We start from the raw sequence: 14,105 nt of genomic DNA on the forward strand, positions 1-14,105 counted from the left end.
GTGCAGGAAGTCGCCGCTCGCGTGCTGGCCTAATGTGCGATTGACGATGCGCGGCGGAGGGCTGCTGAAGAGTGACAGTCATGGGACCGATTCCCCCCCAGCCCGCCCGAGCGGGCTTTCTTGCGCCGCCGCCGGCCGCGACACCTCCTCCGATTTGAGGATGTCTCGGAGGTTCGCTCCCCCAGCGGGGGAAAGACCGAACAACGCCAGAATGGAGAGCATGACTGACTTCGCCGGCCTACACCCCTCTGACCCATACGATGCCGACCAGCAGCGTCGCGCGGACTCGCAAACGACATTCGGACCACCCAGCACTGCCAGGGCTTTCAATGACGCGCGCCCGAGCCGCTTTGGCGCAGCGGCCGTGCTCCTCGACAACCTCGACACAAGGCCGTTGGCGATGCGCGAGCAGCGACGGCCGTGGTGGAAGTTCTGGTAAGGCTAGTCGGCCGCGCTGGCCGCCTTGGTCGATCGCATGCGCGCGGGTACCAAGCTCGGCCCGCTCATCCCAGCCTTCGCCCCGGCTGGCGAGCGATCTGATCCGTCGACCGTTCCACAAATCTAAGAATCGGAAAATCAATAAATGAAGATGATTTTTATCTGTGCTTTGTTGTTTGCAACACAGTTGCTTTCTGCACAACCATCGATGTCATCTGCGCAACCGGCGCCCGCCGCCGCATCCACGCCGCAAAACCTATCAAGCGAATTATCGCTGCTGCGAGAGTAGAACCTAATTCTTAAAGAGCAATTAAAAGTTATCCGAGAATACCACTCCTCACTTTTGGACACAGTGTATGCAACCTTAGCGGCCATTGTGACAACCGGCGGCCTTCTTCTGACGGTTAACTTTTTTTCAGCCTGGAGGACTCGCGCCAGCGATCGTGCCCTGCTCACCTTTGAATTCGACGCGAAAGCCAATCGGCTTGCACTCGATCTAAATCAGAAGTTGGCCGAAACGCAAGTAGCGGCGACTGAGACCTTTAACAATCGCACGGATGCGCTTCTTGACCGGGTAAGCCAAGACTTCTTGGGGCTACGCCAAGAACTATCGGCCGACCGAGCCGTAGTAACGTCTCTTTCCGAAAAATCAGCGTCTGAAATCAAGCAACTGAACGAAAACGTGAAGGCGACGCAAGCGCAGGTCAAAAATAGCGTCACGATGTTGCACTCGCTAGAGGCCACCGTTAGAGACAACGAAGTAAAAATATGGGAAATCAAGGACAACGCAATTGTCATGCTCATGGCCCAGGCGCAATCGATTGAGGCCGGGGCACGAGCTGGGAGTGACTACATTATTGAATCCGGTGCAAAAAATCTCATCCAGATCATTGAAAAGCGATTTTCCGGCGAAAACACCCCGAAGCTGGCGTCAAATATAATCGAATTTATCCTAAAGAGATTGCCGGATAGCGGAAAGCATGCCGAACTATTGCAACAGGTGCGCGGACTAGTTAAAAATCTCCCACGCGCTCCAGAAGAGACCTCTGCGCACGAGAGTTAATTGCGTGTTACCACGATCTGGAACAACCCACTTTCATCGTCGTTCGAGCCGCCTCGCAGAGCGCTGGAATTAGCGATCGGGCGAGCGTCAACCGGCGGGGCGCTCGCGTTCGGGGCCACGGACAGATGCGGCAGTCCAGCGTAGCCGAACAGTCGGCCGCGCTCGATACCCGCGAAGTCACCACGAGTGCGGCGACTGAAATGATCCCTCTATTTTTCTGCGGCGCGCAACTGAATCCTCGACCTACAACGCAGCTTGCCGAAGTTGACGCACCCCCAGAACATGGCCCCGCCGTCTTTTGGCTCACGCACAACCATTTTCACGCCGCAGCTTGCGCAAGTCGGCCGCCAGTACTCACCCTCGTAGGCCGTATCCAGCAACAGCGCCTGTTGCTTCGGCGTTCGGCCCTCGATAAGGCCCAACAGCCCTGCGCGGTTCTGCGCGCTAATCCCGTGAGCGCTGGCGAAGGCGGCCGCATCGGCGGTGAATGTGGCGCTTGTGGCAAAGATGCCGCGCTCCAAGTCATGCGACTTCAGCACGCCGAAGAATGCCCGAACGTCGTCCACTGCGACTTTCCGCGACCAGTGCTTGCATTGAACGATCATCGGCTTGCCCGCGTTCCGCAGGTACAGCCAGATGTCCACGCCTCCATCCGCGCCATGCGACTGTGATTCAGTGCGTACCCCCGCCTGCCCATACAAGGCTTCGCAGAGGGCCTCAAAGCGCCGCCACTCGATGTGATCGAAAACTTCAGGCGTCCATGAGGTCGCGCGCGGCGCGAAAGGTTCTGACTCAACCTGCCGAGCGGTTCGTGCGACGGTCGGGCTGGGTGGCGTTACAGCTTGCGGATTTCTTCTCGGCCAAGGCATTCTGGATTCTTCTCCTTCGGCAAATGTAGCCGTTGCCAACCAGACCCCAAAAAACATCAGAATGCAGCCATGAGCACCACGATCGAGGCCTTCCCTGACAACCAAATCCGCGAGGAGATCGGCAAGCTGATGGCCGAGACGGTCAAACTGGCTCACGACCAAGCGAAGCGCAACGCAGAGATCCGCGAGACGCCCGCTGAGCGTTGGTGGTATCCGCCAGTCGCGATCGGCGCGGCGGCCGGTGCCGGCGCGGCGGTGTTTTTCATCTTGTCGAAGCTCTTCGGCGTTTGAACAGGGGAACTTCGTCGCCTACCCGATGCCGGCCCGCCGAATTGACGACTGTCGGGCGCATCGGCGGTGCTGCGAGGCAGCGACTGATTTCACAGCAAATCATCGGCTGGCGCTGCCCGATGCTCTTAGGCCAGCGACCAGCTCGCCGGCAGCACTTCACCAACGACCGCCATCGTCAAAAATTGGCCCAATGTTCAAGGCGCGATACGCCTGAGACTTAGCCAAACTTTACGTCCGTCACTCTAGGACGAAACCAAGGCGTGGCCGGAAGAGGCACGGCGCGCGAGCAACAGCATCAATCTCAAGGTGTTGTTCGTCGCCTAGGACGAGGCGGGCGATCATGGATGCAGCGACGACCATCGCCGGCCGCAAACTGGCCTTGCGCCACATCGGCGTGTCTCCGGCGCCAGCAGTCGCGCCTCGCGCCCATTTTGGCCCTCATTTGTAGACCGCCGTCGGGCCTGATCTTCGAGGCCGCGGCACCTGTGAGCTTGGCGCAGTTTGATCCCGCTCTTGAATGGTGGGTACTAGGCCCCATACTTGGCGCTTCACAATTCTAGGAACGAGGAAGGAAGAGAGATGGCATTCAAATTCGAAGTGGGCGATGTGGTCAAGCTCGCATCTGATGGTCCAGAAATGACGATCAAGGCCCAGCCGAGCGAAGCCGGCCGCCGCTACTACGCGCAGTGGTTTGCCGGAAAGAAACTCGAACAGGGCGAGTTCTACGAGGATCAATTGGTGCTGGTCAAAAATAAGCCGTGACACCTGAAGACCTCGCTCAGTGGATGTACTCGCGCCTCCAAGATCAGGGGTGTGTGTACCAAGACGAGTCGGTTGGCAAAGCGCTGTACCCGACAAGCAATGAGCATCTCTATCGGGTCAATGACGACGGCAACATCGTGCTTGCCACGGGTGTGCTGGCAGCGTTCCGGAAGATGGATAACGAAAAGGTTGTGTGGGTGAAGCCAGATCGCTACTGGCGATGGCGGTGCTCGACAGACGAGCCTGGACGCGAACAACGCGGATGAAGAAAAGGGGCCTCCGGGGCCCTTTTTCGTCGCGACCGCCGCTGCGCTGATGGGCCTTGACTCGGTCCGGCGAGCATGGGCATCACGTTGCGCGCGAGAGTGGTCTGACGCCGCGCGCCCCCTGTCAAGCGCCGCCGATTCCGCCGCTGACGATGTGCGCGATTCCCCGATCGCCAATGTTCTGCGAAGTCCTGTCTTTCAGCGAGACTTGAACCTTGCCGCTGGCCGCCGCCCCCGAGTTGAGCTTCTCAGGCACTTCGTTCTTGGCCTGCTCGGGCAGTTGAGCCGGAACCGACGGCGGAATATCAATGGACTTCATCGTCGGCAGGCCCGCGACGGCCACGCCACCGCGCAGTGCGCTCGCATACGCCGTGTCCGGCGCCACGCCCTGCGCAATCAGGGTCTTATAGCGGCCCCTCGCATCGGTCAGGCCCGACCCGAACGTATCTGCCGACATGCCTGCGCGGTTGTTGCCACTTCCGGCGTAGTAGCTCTTCCCCGACTTCGGGTCCGCGATGGATGCCCATTCCTGCGCGCCAGCCAACTGCGCGCTTGCAAGATTGTCGTGCTCGCCCTTGATATAACCCGCAATTTGCGGGCGCTTCTTAGCCGTGAGGTACTCGGCGAAGATGCGCTCCTGCAACTCGGGCGTGAACTTCTCATCGCCTGTCAGGCCCATCGCCTTTGCGGCGCCCTGCATCGTCGAGGGAATGACTTGGTATTTGCCGACGGCGAACAGGCGATTCGCGTCGCCCTTTTTCAGCGACTGCGCGGCCATGATCTGCGAGACGGTCATCGACGAGAAATCCATGGTCGCGCCACCCGAGTCGCCCGCATTGCCACGATTGAACGAGCCGTAGCCGCCTTCGTGTTTGGCGATCATATTGCCCAGGCCGCCGCCCGCCGCGCGCGCACCATGCTCTAGCGAGTTCGACGGGGCCGGCGCCATCGTTTCGGAGCCGCGCGCTTCGTCGTAGCCCGCCTTCGCCTGCGTCGCCGCTGCGCTTCCCGCGTTGATCGCGCGCTTGACCGTGTTCGGGACCAGCACGTCGTAGGCGCGACTTGCCGCCTCGCCCGCCATCGCCTTCGCATCTTTCCATGCGTTGCCGGCGATCTCACCGACGTTGATGCCCTTGGACTTGAGCCACTCGTCAGCGCCGTCAACGATCGACCCCAACTTGTCGCCGACCGTCTGCGCGGCAGACTTGGCGGCCCCCCACCACTCGCCCACCGTCGTCGAAAGTTCGCCCCACGTCGTCTTCGCGTCTGCGACAAGCGAGTCCCATGCGGCGCCGATGCCGGCCGTAGTGACATCCCATGCCGCGACCGCCTTGCCGCCGATGTCGGAGTCGATCAGCGATTGGGTCCACTCGCCGACCTTAGCGCCGAACTTCTCGCCGAAGATCGCACCGCCGACGCCGCCAATGACGATGCCGACGGCCGTGCCGATCGGGCCGAGCAGCGAACCGACCAGAGCACCGCCCTTGGCGCCAGCCAACCCACCGGCCAGCATGCCGCCGGCCTCGCCGACGCCGCGAAACTTCGACGCACGATCGCCGTCGCCAAAGACCGATGCGAGCGCGCTGCCGCCGGCCAGCAGTGCGCCCAGCATAGGAACACGCATGAGCAGCCGCCCTCCCTTGCCGAGCAGGCCAGCAACCCCGCCGGCAGCCGCGCCAGCACCAGCGCCGAGCATGCCGCCGAGGCCAGCACCGAGACCCTGGCCGATCCCGCCAACGATCCCGACGCCGGTACGGCCGCCGCCGACGACTTCAACCCTCGGCTTTGCCTTGAGCGCCGTCCAGAAGCGCATGTTCCAGCGCTCTTTCTTGCGCTCGGCGCTGCGGCCGAACATCGAGGACATTCCGCGACCGAGCGGCGTCACCACGTCGGTCACCTCCTTCAAAGCGTTGGTGGTCGGGTCGAGGTTGTTGGTCGCGGCGAGCGACGCCGACAGTTTGCCGATACCTTCGGACAGGCGCGCGAGTCCGCCGCCCACCGACCCGAGAGCAGCGCCGCCAGCCGCGCCCTTGCTCTGGCCGGCAACGAAGCGCCCGCGATCGTCGCGCCCGGTCGGTACGGCAACCGATGCCGATACGCGCCGCGCGCCCGGCGCTCCCCCGCGCGACGCCGGGCCGACAGTCTGATTGCTGCCGACCATGCGCGATCCGGCGCGGCCGGCCGGCGACACGGCGGGCGTGATGCGATGCACGCGATGGCCGCCCTGTCCGCTGACCGTGGAGCGCTCCTGCATCTTCATCTGCACACTGATCGCCCGCGCGATGGAGGACACCTCCGTGCGGATGTTCGACAGCAGCCGCACGCCATCTTGCTGGACGGTCAGGAGCTGATCGTTCGTCTTGATGATCTCGCCGACCAGAAAGCCGCTCATGTCGTGTTTCAGTGCCATTTAAGACCTCCGTGCGGTTTGGGCGGACGCCGAGCCGATGCGAGCGGGCGCGGGCTTCAAAGGCGCGATGCCGGGCGAGTCAAGCTGGACCGTGCGGCGACCGGCATGGTGGTGTTCAAGGGATTTGCGCGAGCGCGCGAGCAGCGCCTGCGCGGCGGCAATGCGGTTGGCGATGGTCATTGCACCTCCGTGTTATCGAGGACATGCACGAGCAGCGCTTGGTTGGGTTCCAGCACATCGAACGTGGAGTCGCGCATGGCATCGGAGCCAAAATCCGGTGCTTCGGCGGCATGCAGATCGGCATGCGTCAGCCAGATGCCGAACGCGAGCGTGACGCCGGGCTCGTCGGTCGTCACAGTGACGACTTGACCAAGAGCGGGTGCAGGCGCGTCGTTGGACGCGTCGAACTGGACGCGCAGGCACAGCGTCTTGTCGCCGGGCTCGATCGCGCCGGCAGCAACGGCCAGGTCAACAGCGTCCGAATCGACGATGCGGAAGCGCACCGGGCCGAGCGAGACGATTTCGGGAACGGCAGCATCCGCATCTGCCCACGTTGCCGGATCGTCGTCGTTGAACAAAGCGCCGTGGGCATCGAGCGCGACGCGCTCCAGCAGTTCGGCGGCAAGGGTGCGAGCTTGGCCGTCGGGTTCGGGTTCGACATAGGACATGGAAGGAGTCTCCAGATTGAAGTGAAGGTTGGAAGTGATGGCGACACGCGCCTTGGACCGAGCGCGGCCGATGGCGACCAGCGTGCGCAGCCGGGCGGCCTGCAGAAGAAGGTCAAGCACGGGCACCCCCTTGCTGCGCGGCGAGAAGAGCCTGAAGAGCGCGAGCGATCGCCACCGAGTTGGGATCGCTTCGACCGGCATATGCGGCCACGGCACGCCGGATGTCAGAGGCGGACGCAGGCTTAGGCAACGATGCGCCGCGCGCCGTCGCCGGCACCACGATGCGACGTGCGTTCTTCGGCAGCATGGCCTCCGCGTCCGACTGCCGCACGATGAAGGCCCGAGGCTTGGCCCTGCCCGGACGATCGATGCGGGCGCGATCCGCTTCGATCATCTTGGCGACGTGCTGCCGGAAGCCGACACTCGATTGAACGTCCGTCATGACGCGCGCCAAGTGCTTGCAGCAGGCGCCGTCCAACGTGGGATTCGTCAATTTCGGCATGCCGTGCTCAGACCGGCCAGTCACCCAGCCCCCCGCCGTCGCGACGAAGCGCAGGAAGTATCGGAAGTGCTGGCAATCGCACTCGAACCGCAGGGTGCTTTCCTTGCACAGCCACTTCGCCGAATCAGCCGGCGTCCCGGGCCGCGCGAGCGCCGCCGAATACGCCGAGAACTCGATATTCACGTGGTGACGAGTCACCTTCGAGCGCGGGCCGCTGTCGGTGACGAGATGCACCTTACCGGCTTGGAGGCGGGCAGGCATCGAGTAGCGAATTTCAGTCTTCGCGCGCTCGATGTCGATGGTCCGCGACAGGCCCAGGGCTTCCTTCGCAGTCAGGCCCTGCTGCGCCTTGTCTCCCAGGGCGGCGACGGCCTTCTTGAACTGGGCAAGGTCAGCGGGCGTGATGGCCCGCACGCCCGCACCGCCGAGCGTGGTCGTCAGCATGCGCGCCGGGCTCAATCCGCCCGCAACCTCGCCGGGTTGCAGGATCGTGCTTGCCTGCCGCCGACTGTCGAGTTCAACCTGCCGAATGCGATTCAGTGCCGACTGCGCGTTTCCGATACGCGGGGCCTTCACTTCGTCACCCCGAAGTCGTTGAGGAACTTGCACTGCGCGCGTGCCTGATAGCCGGTGGCGCGAGGAATCGACAGAAACTTAGTCATTCTTAACATCCTCCGCCGGGCCGGCGGCGAACATTTCGGCCAGCTTGCGGCCGAACAGGATTTGGTCGAGGCGCGCACGCGCCGCGATGGTTTCTTGACGGGCGCGTTCCTGCGCTTCGTACTTTTGCACGGCGGCGGCACGCGCAGCCTTGCCCTTCGGAGTCCTCGCATATTCCTGTGCGGCCTCGGCGCAGCATTCGCGGCAGCGCGCCTTCACGCCACCGCGTCCGGTGCGGCTCGGAGAAAAGCAATCCAGCGACAACCTGCTGCCGCAGCAACGGCACTTTTTTTCCGTGATCAACCCGTCGATGCGAACCTCGCTAGGCTCGTCGGTGGGGATGTAGGTGTCGAGCGGCACCAGTCGGCGGGTCTTTCGGTCGTAGACCTTGGCGCCCCGCCCGAAGTAGGCGCGGAAGAATTCATCGCCCCAGTGATCTCGGAAACGCGCGGCCCGGTCCTCACACGTGGAAGCAGCGGATTGATCGGCTTTTGCAGGCTCACCCTGGCCGATCTCGGCCGACGTTTTCGCGGCAGACTTCTTCACGCTGCGGCCTTCTGGCTGGCGCGTGCGGCGATCAGGTCGTCCAGGGCGGGATCGATGCCGATGATCGGAGCGGCATCGAAGTTCGGTGCCTCCCCGAAAGCCTTGAGCTTCTCGATCTGCGGAGCGATCGCGGCGATGCGGGCGCGGCGGCGGTCCGCCATGATCTCGGGATTCACGGCGGTAGGTTCCGTCGCCGCAATCTGCTCATCGGAGAGACCCGCGCTGCGCAGGACGGCGTAGCGCGACGCGCCGGGCACTCCGATCGACGCCGCGATAGCGGCCGCATCGTTCTCGCGCGAAAGGTGATCACGCTCGGCGGTCAACTGCGTGAGATGCTTGCCGACGGCCGCCCGCAGCGGTCCGTGACGGGCCATGAGCGCGCGGCTCGCGGCCTGGTGCGCCGCGTGATCTTCGCGACAGTCTTCAATGGCGTCGTCGATATCTTCCGCGCGCTGGCGCAGCACTTCGACAACAGCGGCCGGCGAGATGCTGCCCATGTTGAGGTCTTCGGCATTCGCGACAACACAACGGATAGCCGCCGAGATTTCCGACTTAAAGCCGGCGAGTTCGATCAGGCGCAGACGCTTGGCGGCGCAGGCACCGGCCGCGCGCTGCACCGACGCATCACGGAAGATCACATCGATCAGATCGGCGAGGACCGGGTTCGTTGCGACCGACAGCGGGCTGCGGACAAAGAGTGCGTACGTCGTCAAGGGGCTCTCCAGGGATGCGAATGGTTGGGGTTGGACGGGACCGGCGGCGGGCGCCACGGGGCCGGCGGGTGCCTCCGGGGCGAAGCGGCTGCGCGCGGCGTCGATCAGGGCGGTGACGGCAAGCTGCATTTCAAACGCCCTCTGCTGCGGACTGGTGCCCGGCATCAATGAGGGCCAGCACATCCGACTTTTTGTAGCGGACGATGCGCCCGCCGATGCGGACGTAGGGCAGTTGGACGCGGCCGGTGTGGCGCCATGCCGCCAGCGTCTCGACAGAGACCTTCAACGTGCTGGCGACTTGTTCGTCGTCAAGCAGGGGTTCGATGGATTGGTCCATTTTTAGGCTGCGGAAGTGAATATGTGATCGATGGTCACTGCGGAAGGCTGCGCGAGAACGGCCGTTTTTCCCGATTCATCCCCCGTCATTGGCCGCGACGGCATCAGCGATGCGCTCGCGCAGATCGAGGTCCAGAAGATCGAACTTCTTGATCGCGCTTCGCACTTCGTCCAGACGGGACTCGAACTCCAACACGGCACGAATCACGGATGCGCCACCACGGATGTCGTCGAACTCGGGTGCGCGCATCGCCACGCCGAGCGCGTCGATCAGCGCTTGGCCGGCCGCGACGATCGCGCGTGCAGACACAACATCCGGCCCGACGGCAGCGGCGTGTGCACCAATCGCATCGACCAACCCGACCGCGAGGCCATCCAGCATTCCGCGCAGCCCGCGTACGGTCGCGGCACGCAGCGCACGGGCCGGATCACGCTCGACCTCATTGGTGGTGCCGAGCAGATACCCCACCGAGACGCTGTAGAGGTCGGCGACGCGGATCAGTTCGACCATCGGCACGAGGCGGCGCGAGTTCTCCCACAAGGCAAGCTGCGTGGGGTTGCCGAGGCCGAGCAGACGCGCGGCCTCCCCTTGATGCAGCCCGGATTGCTCCCGCGCCAGGACAAGGCGCGGACCGATGATGCGGCGCAGACGATCGTTTTCTTTGTCGCGAGTCGATTCCGCGTCGCTCCGGACGCGAGCGCCAGCGCCGCCATCGTTCGCTGCCGACACACTGGTGTTGATCGAATTGACCCCTTGGTCGTGTGCAGGACGTGCGGTATTCGTGATGGCGGCGATGGTCATGGCGATCCTCACTTGATTGGGGCGGTGCGGCGGGACATTTGCCGCGCGGCGGAGATTGGAGGTGCTCACGAGGTGATCCCGATGTCGGCCATCAGTTCGGATGCGGCCTGCGCATTGGCCTCGGCGCGGCGCATGCTCAGCACTTCTTCGTCTGCGAGGCCCACGTCGCGAGCATCAGCGGCGATGAGGTCGTTCTTTTCGCGGTAGGCGCGCAGGAACTCCGAGGCATCGACCTGCATGCGAGCAGACATGCCCCAGAAGTCCGACTCGTCGGCATTCAAGTCGGCATCGCGCCACGCCTTCGTCAACAGGCCCTTGGTGTGCTTCTCCAGGTGGCGCGCGATTTCCAGGCGGCGGTACACCGGATCGGTCGCGGCCAGCATCGCGTTCCACTCGTCGCTGCCCTTCGCGAAGCGGCCTTTGAAGCCGATCGAGTCCTTGTGGTGTTGCACGGCAGCGCGAAAGCCAAGCTCGCAGCTCGCGCGGTGGCGGCCAGCGAGGAAGTTGGCGTAGGCCATCGACATGACGCTGCTCAGAGCGGCGGCCTTCGCGCGTTCCTGGCGCTCGGCAGAATCCAGCTCATCGGCACGCTGGCGCAGGCGGGCGGCCAGTCCAATATTGGTGGTCATTGCATTTCTCCGTTAATGATGGGTTGGTTGATTTGGGAAGAGTGCTGCCGGCAGGCATGTCGCATCCAGGCAGCGAGACCAGCAGGACGTGAGGCGCAAGCCTCGATCGCGGCATGCAGGACTACGGCAACGCCGTGCTCCGCAATGAGGGCGTCGATCAACGTCGTCGAGGCAGCGCGGCGAATGCCGCCGTCGAGCCACAACAGGGCGCGCAGACCGTCGATGATCGACATCGCGTCCGCATCGGTGCGTTTCGTAGCGGATGCGGCCTGCACGGCAGCGATGAGACGGCGGGCGTGCGCGGCGTGCCGAGAGTGCTTTTCGATGTCGGTCATGCCGGCATCCCTCGGCTGGCAGACTTGACGCTTGCCGGCCGGCTTGGCGGCGCGCCTTCCCAGTCCGTGATCTGCTGGTACTTCCCGTTGAAGTGCAGCGGCACGAGCCCCTGCGGGCCGTTGCGATGGGCGACGATCTCCAGTTCGGAGTAGCCCTCGAAGGCGGCCTCTCGCTTGCTCAGAGGGTGCGCCCAGTCGGTGAACAACAGGGCGATTTGATCCGCCGCCGCCTCGATCGCACCGGAGTCGCGGAGGTGGCTCATCGTGGGCCGCCCATAGTGCTCGTCGGCTTTGCGGGACATTTGCGACAACACCACAACGCCGATTTGCAGATCAAGCGCCAGCGCCTTGATGCCGTTCACGATCACGTCGAGTTCGCGGTTACGGTTTTCTTCGCCTGCACCGGCCATGAGTTGAAGAAAATCGACGAACAGCACGTCGAGGCCATGCTTGCGCTTGACGCTCAATGCCTTGCGGCGGATGTCGAGCAGGCTGAGGCTCGATTGGTCGTCATGGACAAGGCGCAGTTCACCGAGGCGCCGGGCCGCTTCCGAGACGGCGGTCCACATGTCGTGATCCTGAGGATCAGCGCGCATGATGCGGCCGAGATCATGCGAGCCGGCGGCGGCGGTATGCCGGTGCATCAATTGATTCACAGGCATCTCCTGCGACATGAACAGCGTGCTGTAGGTGCGCGCCATGTTGCGGGCCAGAGCCAGGGCCAGCGCGGTCTTCCCGTTCTTCGGGCGCGCGCCGATCACCATCATCTCGCCGCGACGCAGTCCGCCGTTGAGCAGGCGATCGAGCCCGTCGATGCCGGTCGGAATGGCCGGGTTTTTTCCTTCGCTCAAGTCGTTGAGCAGAGCGAGGTAGTCAACCAACGATTCGTTGATGTGCTGCGGCTCGCGCTTCGACTTTGCGGTCGCCAGCTTGGCGAGCATCATCTGCGCCTTGTCGATCTGCTCTGCGGCCGATTCTGCGGACGCGCCGAGTTCGGCGATCTCCAGGCCGGCGCGCACGAGTTCACGTTGGCGGTGACGCTCGACAACAAGGGCGGCGTGGCGGCGGATGGTGGACGCCGACGGCACGAACTGGGCCATCTCGTTGAGGCGTGAAAGACCATCTTGCTCAGCCTTGCCGGCGGCGCGCATCGCGTCGAAGACGGCGATCACGTCGAAGGGCTGGCCGACGGCGGCCATCGACAAGATCGTGCCGAACGCGTCGGCGTGGAACGCCGCGTAGAACATCGTCGGGGCAAGATCGCTCACGCGCGCCAGTGCTTCGTTGTCGAGAAGGACTGCGCCGATCACGGCAGCCTCGGCTTCGAGGCTGTACGGCATCGTGCCGAGGGTCGAGGCGCGTTCAATTTTCATACGCGCCCTCGACGACCTTCACGAGGTTCTCGGACTTGCAAAGCCAATCCAGGCTCAGATCGAACGGTTTGCGGCCCGGCGTCGGCTTGGTGCGGCCGCAAAGGAAGTCCGACGCCGACACGTAGCCGAAGAACTTGCGCCACCAGTCGAGATTCTGGCGCTCGGCCTTCTCGCGCCAGCGTGCACGCAGGGCTTGCTGACGTGCCGGCGTCCATTCGCGAACACGACGCGCCGCCGGCAGCACCTCGTGGAACAGTTCGATGATCTGCTGGTGCGGGCACGAATCTGCCGGTGCCGACGGCTCTGCGGCAGCAGAGTTCGCGCCTTCTACTTCTTCGACTCCCCTCCCTTCCTCTCCCTTCCCTTCCCTTACGGGGTCGAGGACTCGTCCCTCGCTCGACGAGGACTCGACGAGCGCCCGCCGAATCGTCGGCGAGGCCTCGTCGAGCAGGTTGCGAGCACCAGTCGAATTGCCGGGGAACGGCGGGTGCTTGAACGTCGGACGGTCGATGCGCTGGTGGTGCCAGCCAGTGACGTGCCAGTACGTCTTCCCGCTCGCCGCGTACTCGACCACAAGGCCCTGCGCGAGCATCTCGTCCACCAGCATTTGCACATCTGCGGTGGAAAGATCATCGCTAGGAAAGACCTCTGCCTTGAGGGTGCGGGAACTGGCCGGATGGTTGCCGCCGTCGTCACAGAAATTCAGCATGCCCAGGAAGCCGAAGCGGGCCTCGATGCGCATGTTCATGACCTGCTCGCTCGTGTAGAACTCGGGTTTCACAGTGCGGATTCGGGCCATTAGAGCTGGTCCGCCGGGAGCGCAGTGGAGAATCGCGCGGGGTTATTGCCCACGCGACGCAGCCCACGTGCCCAGGCCTGCGCGAGTTTCATGTCGCCCTTCTCCATGGCATTGGCAAAGGCAAGCGCATACATGGTGGCGCGCGAATCGGGACTGGCGGGCACGCCAGCGGAAGTGCATTGAACGTTACGGCTGATGGACATGTGGCGCACGATTGCCCCTTACGCCATCGCCGGGTTGGCGGGTTGGAGGAAACGGCTCAGTTCGGCGGCACGGACATGGCGCTCTTCGATGAGGCCACGCACCAGTTGGCGCACCTGATCATCGTTCCAGCCGGCCGCACGGGCGGCGAGCACCGCGTCCAACTCGGACTCGTTCCAGCCTTTGCCGCGCAGGCCCACGGGCACGCCGGCCGGAACCACGCCGTTAGCGATGTCCGCATACCACGACGTGTTGCTCTTATCTGCAAATTTCGCCCGTGCCGTCCTGGCATCGAGCATCTTGATTGCCACTTTCATTTGAGATTCCTTTCGCATCCCGCAGGACGTAAAAGGATTCTCAAAACAGAAGGCCGAGCGACGAGGCGCCGTTTTCCAAAATTGGCTTATGCTATGAACTTGATAGCGTCATCACCAGCAACGGC

At 63.7% G+C, this 14,105-nt stretch carries 19 protein-coding genes; 4 read left to right on the forward strand and 15 right to left on the reverse strand.

Features of this window, described 5'->3' with window-relative positions; genetic code table 11:
* Positions 1–781 precede the first annotated feature (781 nt).
* Positions 782–1,501, forward strand: a complete 720-nt coding sequence (locus tag QTI45_RS12260; RefSeq protein ID WP_286654543.1) for a hypothetical protein — start codon at positions 782–784, stop codon at positions 1,499–1,501.
* Between the two features lie 209 nt (positions 1,502–1,710).
* On the opposite strand, the gene QTI45_RS12265 is transcribed toward QTI45_RS12260, so the two are convergent.
* Entirely contained in the window at positions 1,711–2,427 is a 717-nt protein-coding gene (locus QTI45_RS12265; protein WP_353621298.1) for a restriction endonuclease, read from the reverse strand.
* A gap of 12 nt (positions 2,428–2,439) precedes the next feature.
* Between QTI45_RS12265 and QTI45_RS12270 the strand changes: the two genes are divergently transcribed.
* The 3 genes from QTI45_RS12270 to QTI45_RS35535 all read left to right on the forward strand — a co-directional run bounded on the left by QTI45_RS12270 (position 2,440) and on the right by QTI45_RS35535 (position 3,689).
* Positions 2,440–2,661 (forward strand): hypothetical protein, encoded by a 222-nt coding sequence (locus QTI45_RS12270; RefSeq protein ID WP_286654545.1) that lies wholly within the window; start codon positions 2,440–2,442, stop codon positions 2,659–2,661.
* A 579-nt stretch (positions 2,662–3,240) separates the two neighbouring features.
* On the forward strand, positions 3,241–3,423 hold the full coding sequence (locus tag QTI45_RS12275; RefSeq protein WP_286654546.1) for a YodC family protein: 183 nt from the start codon (positions 3,241–3,243) through the stop codon (positions 3,421–3,423).
* Complete coding sequence (locus QTI45_RS35535; protein ID WP_444813272.1) at positions 3,420–3,689, forward strand: DUF6953 family protein; 270 nt, start codon at positions 3,420–3,422, stop codon at positions 3,687–3,689. Before QTI45_RS12275 ends, QTI45_RS35535 begins: the two co-directional genes overlap by 4 nt.
* A 124-nt stretch (positions 3,690–3,813) precedes the next feature.
* Here the strand turns inward: QTI45_RS35535 and QTI45_RS12280 are convergent, their stop codons facing one another.
* The 14 genes from QTI45_RS12280 to QTI45_RS12345 all read right to left on the reverse strand — a co-directional run bounded on the left by QTI45_RS12280 (position 3,814) and on the right by QTI45_RS12345 (position 13,980).
* Positions 3,814–6,099, reverse strand: a complete 2,286-nt coding sequence (locus QTI45_RS12280) for a hypothetical protein (protein ID WP_286654547.1) — start codon at positions 6,097–6,099, stop codon at positions 3,814–3,816.
* Positions 6,100–6,279, reverse strand: a complete 180-nt coding sequence (locus QTI45_RS12285) for a hypothetical protein (RefSeq protein WP_286654548.1) — start codon at positions 6,277–6,279, stop codon at positions 6,100–6,102.
* On the reverse strand, positions 6,276–6,887 hold the full coding sequence (locus tag QTI45_RS12290; protein ID WP_286654549.1) for a hypothetical protein: 612 nt from the start codon (positions 6,885–6,887) through the stop codon (positions 6,276–6,278). The genes QTI45_RS12285 and QTI45_RS12290 overlap by 4 nt, the downstream gene beginning before the upstream one ends.
* Positions 6,880–7,845, reverse strand: a complete 966-nt coding sequence (locus tag QTI45_RS12295; protein ID WP_286654550.1) for a hypothetical protein — start codon at positions 7,843–7,845, stop codon at positions 6,880–6,882. The genes QTI45_RS12290 and QTI45_RS12295 overlap by 8 nt, the downstream gene beginning before the upstream one ends.
* A 78-nt stretch (positions 7,846–7,923) precedes the next feature.
* A complete protein-coding gene (locus QTI45_RS12300; protein WP_286654551.1) occupies positions 7,924–8,475 on the reverse strand; it encodes a hypothetical protein in 552 nt (183 codons plus the stop codon).
* Positions 8,472–9,317 carry a hypothetical protein gene (locus tag QTI45_RS12305; protein ID WP_286654552.1) on the reverse strand — a complete coding sequence of 282 codons (846 nt, stop codon included), beginning with the start codon at positions 9,315–9,317 and terminating at the stop codon, positions 8,472–8,474. The genes QTI45_RS12300 and QTI45_RS12305 overlap by 4 nt, the downstream gene beginning before the upstream one ends.
* A gap of 1 nt (position 9,318) precedes the next feature.
* The gene (locus tag QTI45_RS12310; protein WP_286654553.1) at positions 9,319–9,525 is read right to left on the reverse strand and encodes a helix-turn-helix transcriptional regulator; all 207 of its coding nucleotides are present in this window, start codon (positions 9,523–9,525) and stop codon (positions 9,319–9,321) included.
* A 75-nt stretch (positions 9,526–9,600) separates the two neighbouring features.
* A complete protein-coding gene (locus tag QTI45_RS12315) occupies positions 9,601–10,326 on the reverse strand; it encodes a helix-turn-helix domain-containing protein (RefSeq protein WP_286654554.1) in 726 nt (241 codons plus the stop codon).
* A gap of 65 nt (positions 10,327–10,391) precedes the next feature.
* A complete protein-coding gene (locus QTI45_RS12320; RefSeq protein ID WP_286654555.1) occupies positions 10,392–10,844 on the reverse strand; it encodes a hypothetical protein in 453 nt (150 codons plus the stop codon).
* Positions 10,845–10,951: 107 nt separating this feature from the next.
* Complete coding sequence (locus QTI45_RS12325) at positions 10,952–11,290, reverse strand: hypothetical protein (RefSeq protein WP_286654556.1); 339 nt, start codon at positions 11,288–11,290, stop codon at positions 10,952–10,954.
* Positions 11,287–12,663 carry a replicative DNA helicase gene (locus tag QTI45_RS12330; protein WP_286654557.1) on the reverse strand — a complete coding sequence of 459 codons (1,377 nt, stop codon included), beginning with the start codon at positions 12,661–12,663 and terminating at the stop codon, positions 11,287–11,289. Before QTI45_RS12330 ends, QTI45_RS12325 begins: the two co-directional genes overlap by 4 nt.
* Positions 12,653–13,411, reverse strand: a complete 759-nt coding sequence (locus QTI45_RS12335; RefSeq protein ID WP_286654558.1) for a hypothetical protein — start codon at positions 13,409–13,411, stop codon at positions 12,653–12,655. The genes QTI45_RS12330 and QTI45_RS12335 overlap by 11 nt, the downstream gene beginning before the upstream one ends.
* Positions 13,412–13,461: 50 nt before the next feature.
* Entirely contained in the window at positions 13,462–13,665 is a 204-nt protein-coding gene (locus QTI45_RS12340) for a hypothetical protein (RefSeq protein WP_286654559.1), read from the reverse strand.
* 18 nt (positions 13,666–13,683) lie between these two features.
* On the reverse strand, positions 13,684–13,980 hold the full coding sequence (locus tag QTI45_RS12345; protein WP_286654560.1) for a helix-turn-helix transcriptional regulator: 297 nt from the start codon (positions 13,978–13,980) through the stop codon (positions 13,684–13,686).
* Between the last annotated feature and the right edge of the window lie 125 nt (positions 13,981–14,105).

The sequence above is a fragment of the Variovorax saccharolyticus genome, from assembly GCF_030316765.1.
Taxonomy (GTDB): Bacteria; Pseudomonadota; Gammaproteobacteria; order Burkholderiales; family Burkholderiaceae_C; genus Variovorax; species Variovorax saccharolyticus.

Coding starts and splice junctions, on each gene's coding strand:
- QTI45_RS12265 (WP_353621298.1), bottom strand. CDS start 2,427: ATGTTTTTTGGGGTCTGGTTGGCAACGGCTACATTTGCCGAAGGAGAA.
- QTI45_RS12270 (WP_286654545.1), top strand. CDS start 2,440: ATGAGCACCACGATCGAGGCCTTCCCTGACAACCAAATCCGCGAGGAG.
- QTI45_RS12275 (WP_286654546.1), top strand. CDS start 3,241: ATGGCATTCAAATTCGAAGTGGGCGATGTGGTCAAGCTCGCATCTGAT.
- QTI45_RS12280 (WP_286654547.1), bottom strand. CDS start 6,099: ATGGCACTGAAACACGACATGAGCGGCTTTCTGGTCGGCGAGATCATC.
- QTI45_RS12285 (WP_286654548.1), bottom strand. CDS start 6,279: ATGACCATCGCCAACCGCATTGCCGCCGCGCAGGCGCTGCTCGCGCGC.
- QTI45_RS12305 (WP_286654552.1), bottom strand. CDS start 9,317: ATGCAGCTTGCCGTCACCGCCCTGATCGACGCCGCGCGCAGCCGCTTC.
- QTI45_RS12310 (WP_286654553.1), bottom strand. CDS start 9,525: ATGGACCAATCCATCGAACCCCTGCTTGACGACGAACAAGTCGCCAGC.
- QTI45_RS12315 (WP_286654554.1), bottom strand. CDS start 10,326: ATGACCATCGCCGCCATCACGAATACCGCACGTCCTGCACACGACCAA.
- QTI45_RS12320 (WP_286654555.1), bottom strand. CDS start 10,844: ATGGCCTACGCCAACTTCCTCGCTGGCCGCCACCGCGCGAGCTGCGAG.
- QTI45_RS12325 (WP_286654556.1), bottom strand. CDS start 11,290: ATGACCGACATCGAAAAGCACTCTCGGCACGCCGCGCACGCCCGCCGT.
- QTI45_RS12330 (WP_286654557.1), bottom strand. CDS start 12,663: ATGAAAATTGAACGCGCCTCGACCCTCGGCACGATGCCGTACAGCCTC.
- QTI45_RS12335 (WP_286654558.1), bottom strand. CDS start 13,411: ATGAACATGCGCATCGAGGCCCGCTTCGGCTTCCTGGGCATGCTGAAT.
- QTI45_RS12340 (WP_286654559.1), bottom strand. CDS start 13,665: ATGTCCATCAGCCGTAACGTTCAATGCACTTCCGCTGGCGTGCCCGCC.
- QTI45_RS12345 (WP_286654560.1), bottom strand. CDS start 13,980: ATGAAAGTGGCAATCAAGATGCTCGATGCCAGGACGGCACGGGCGAAA.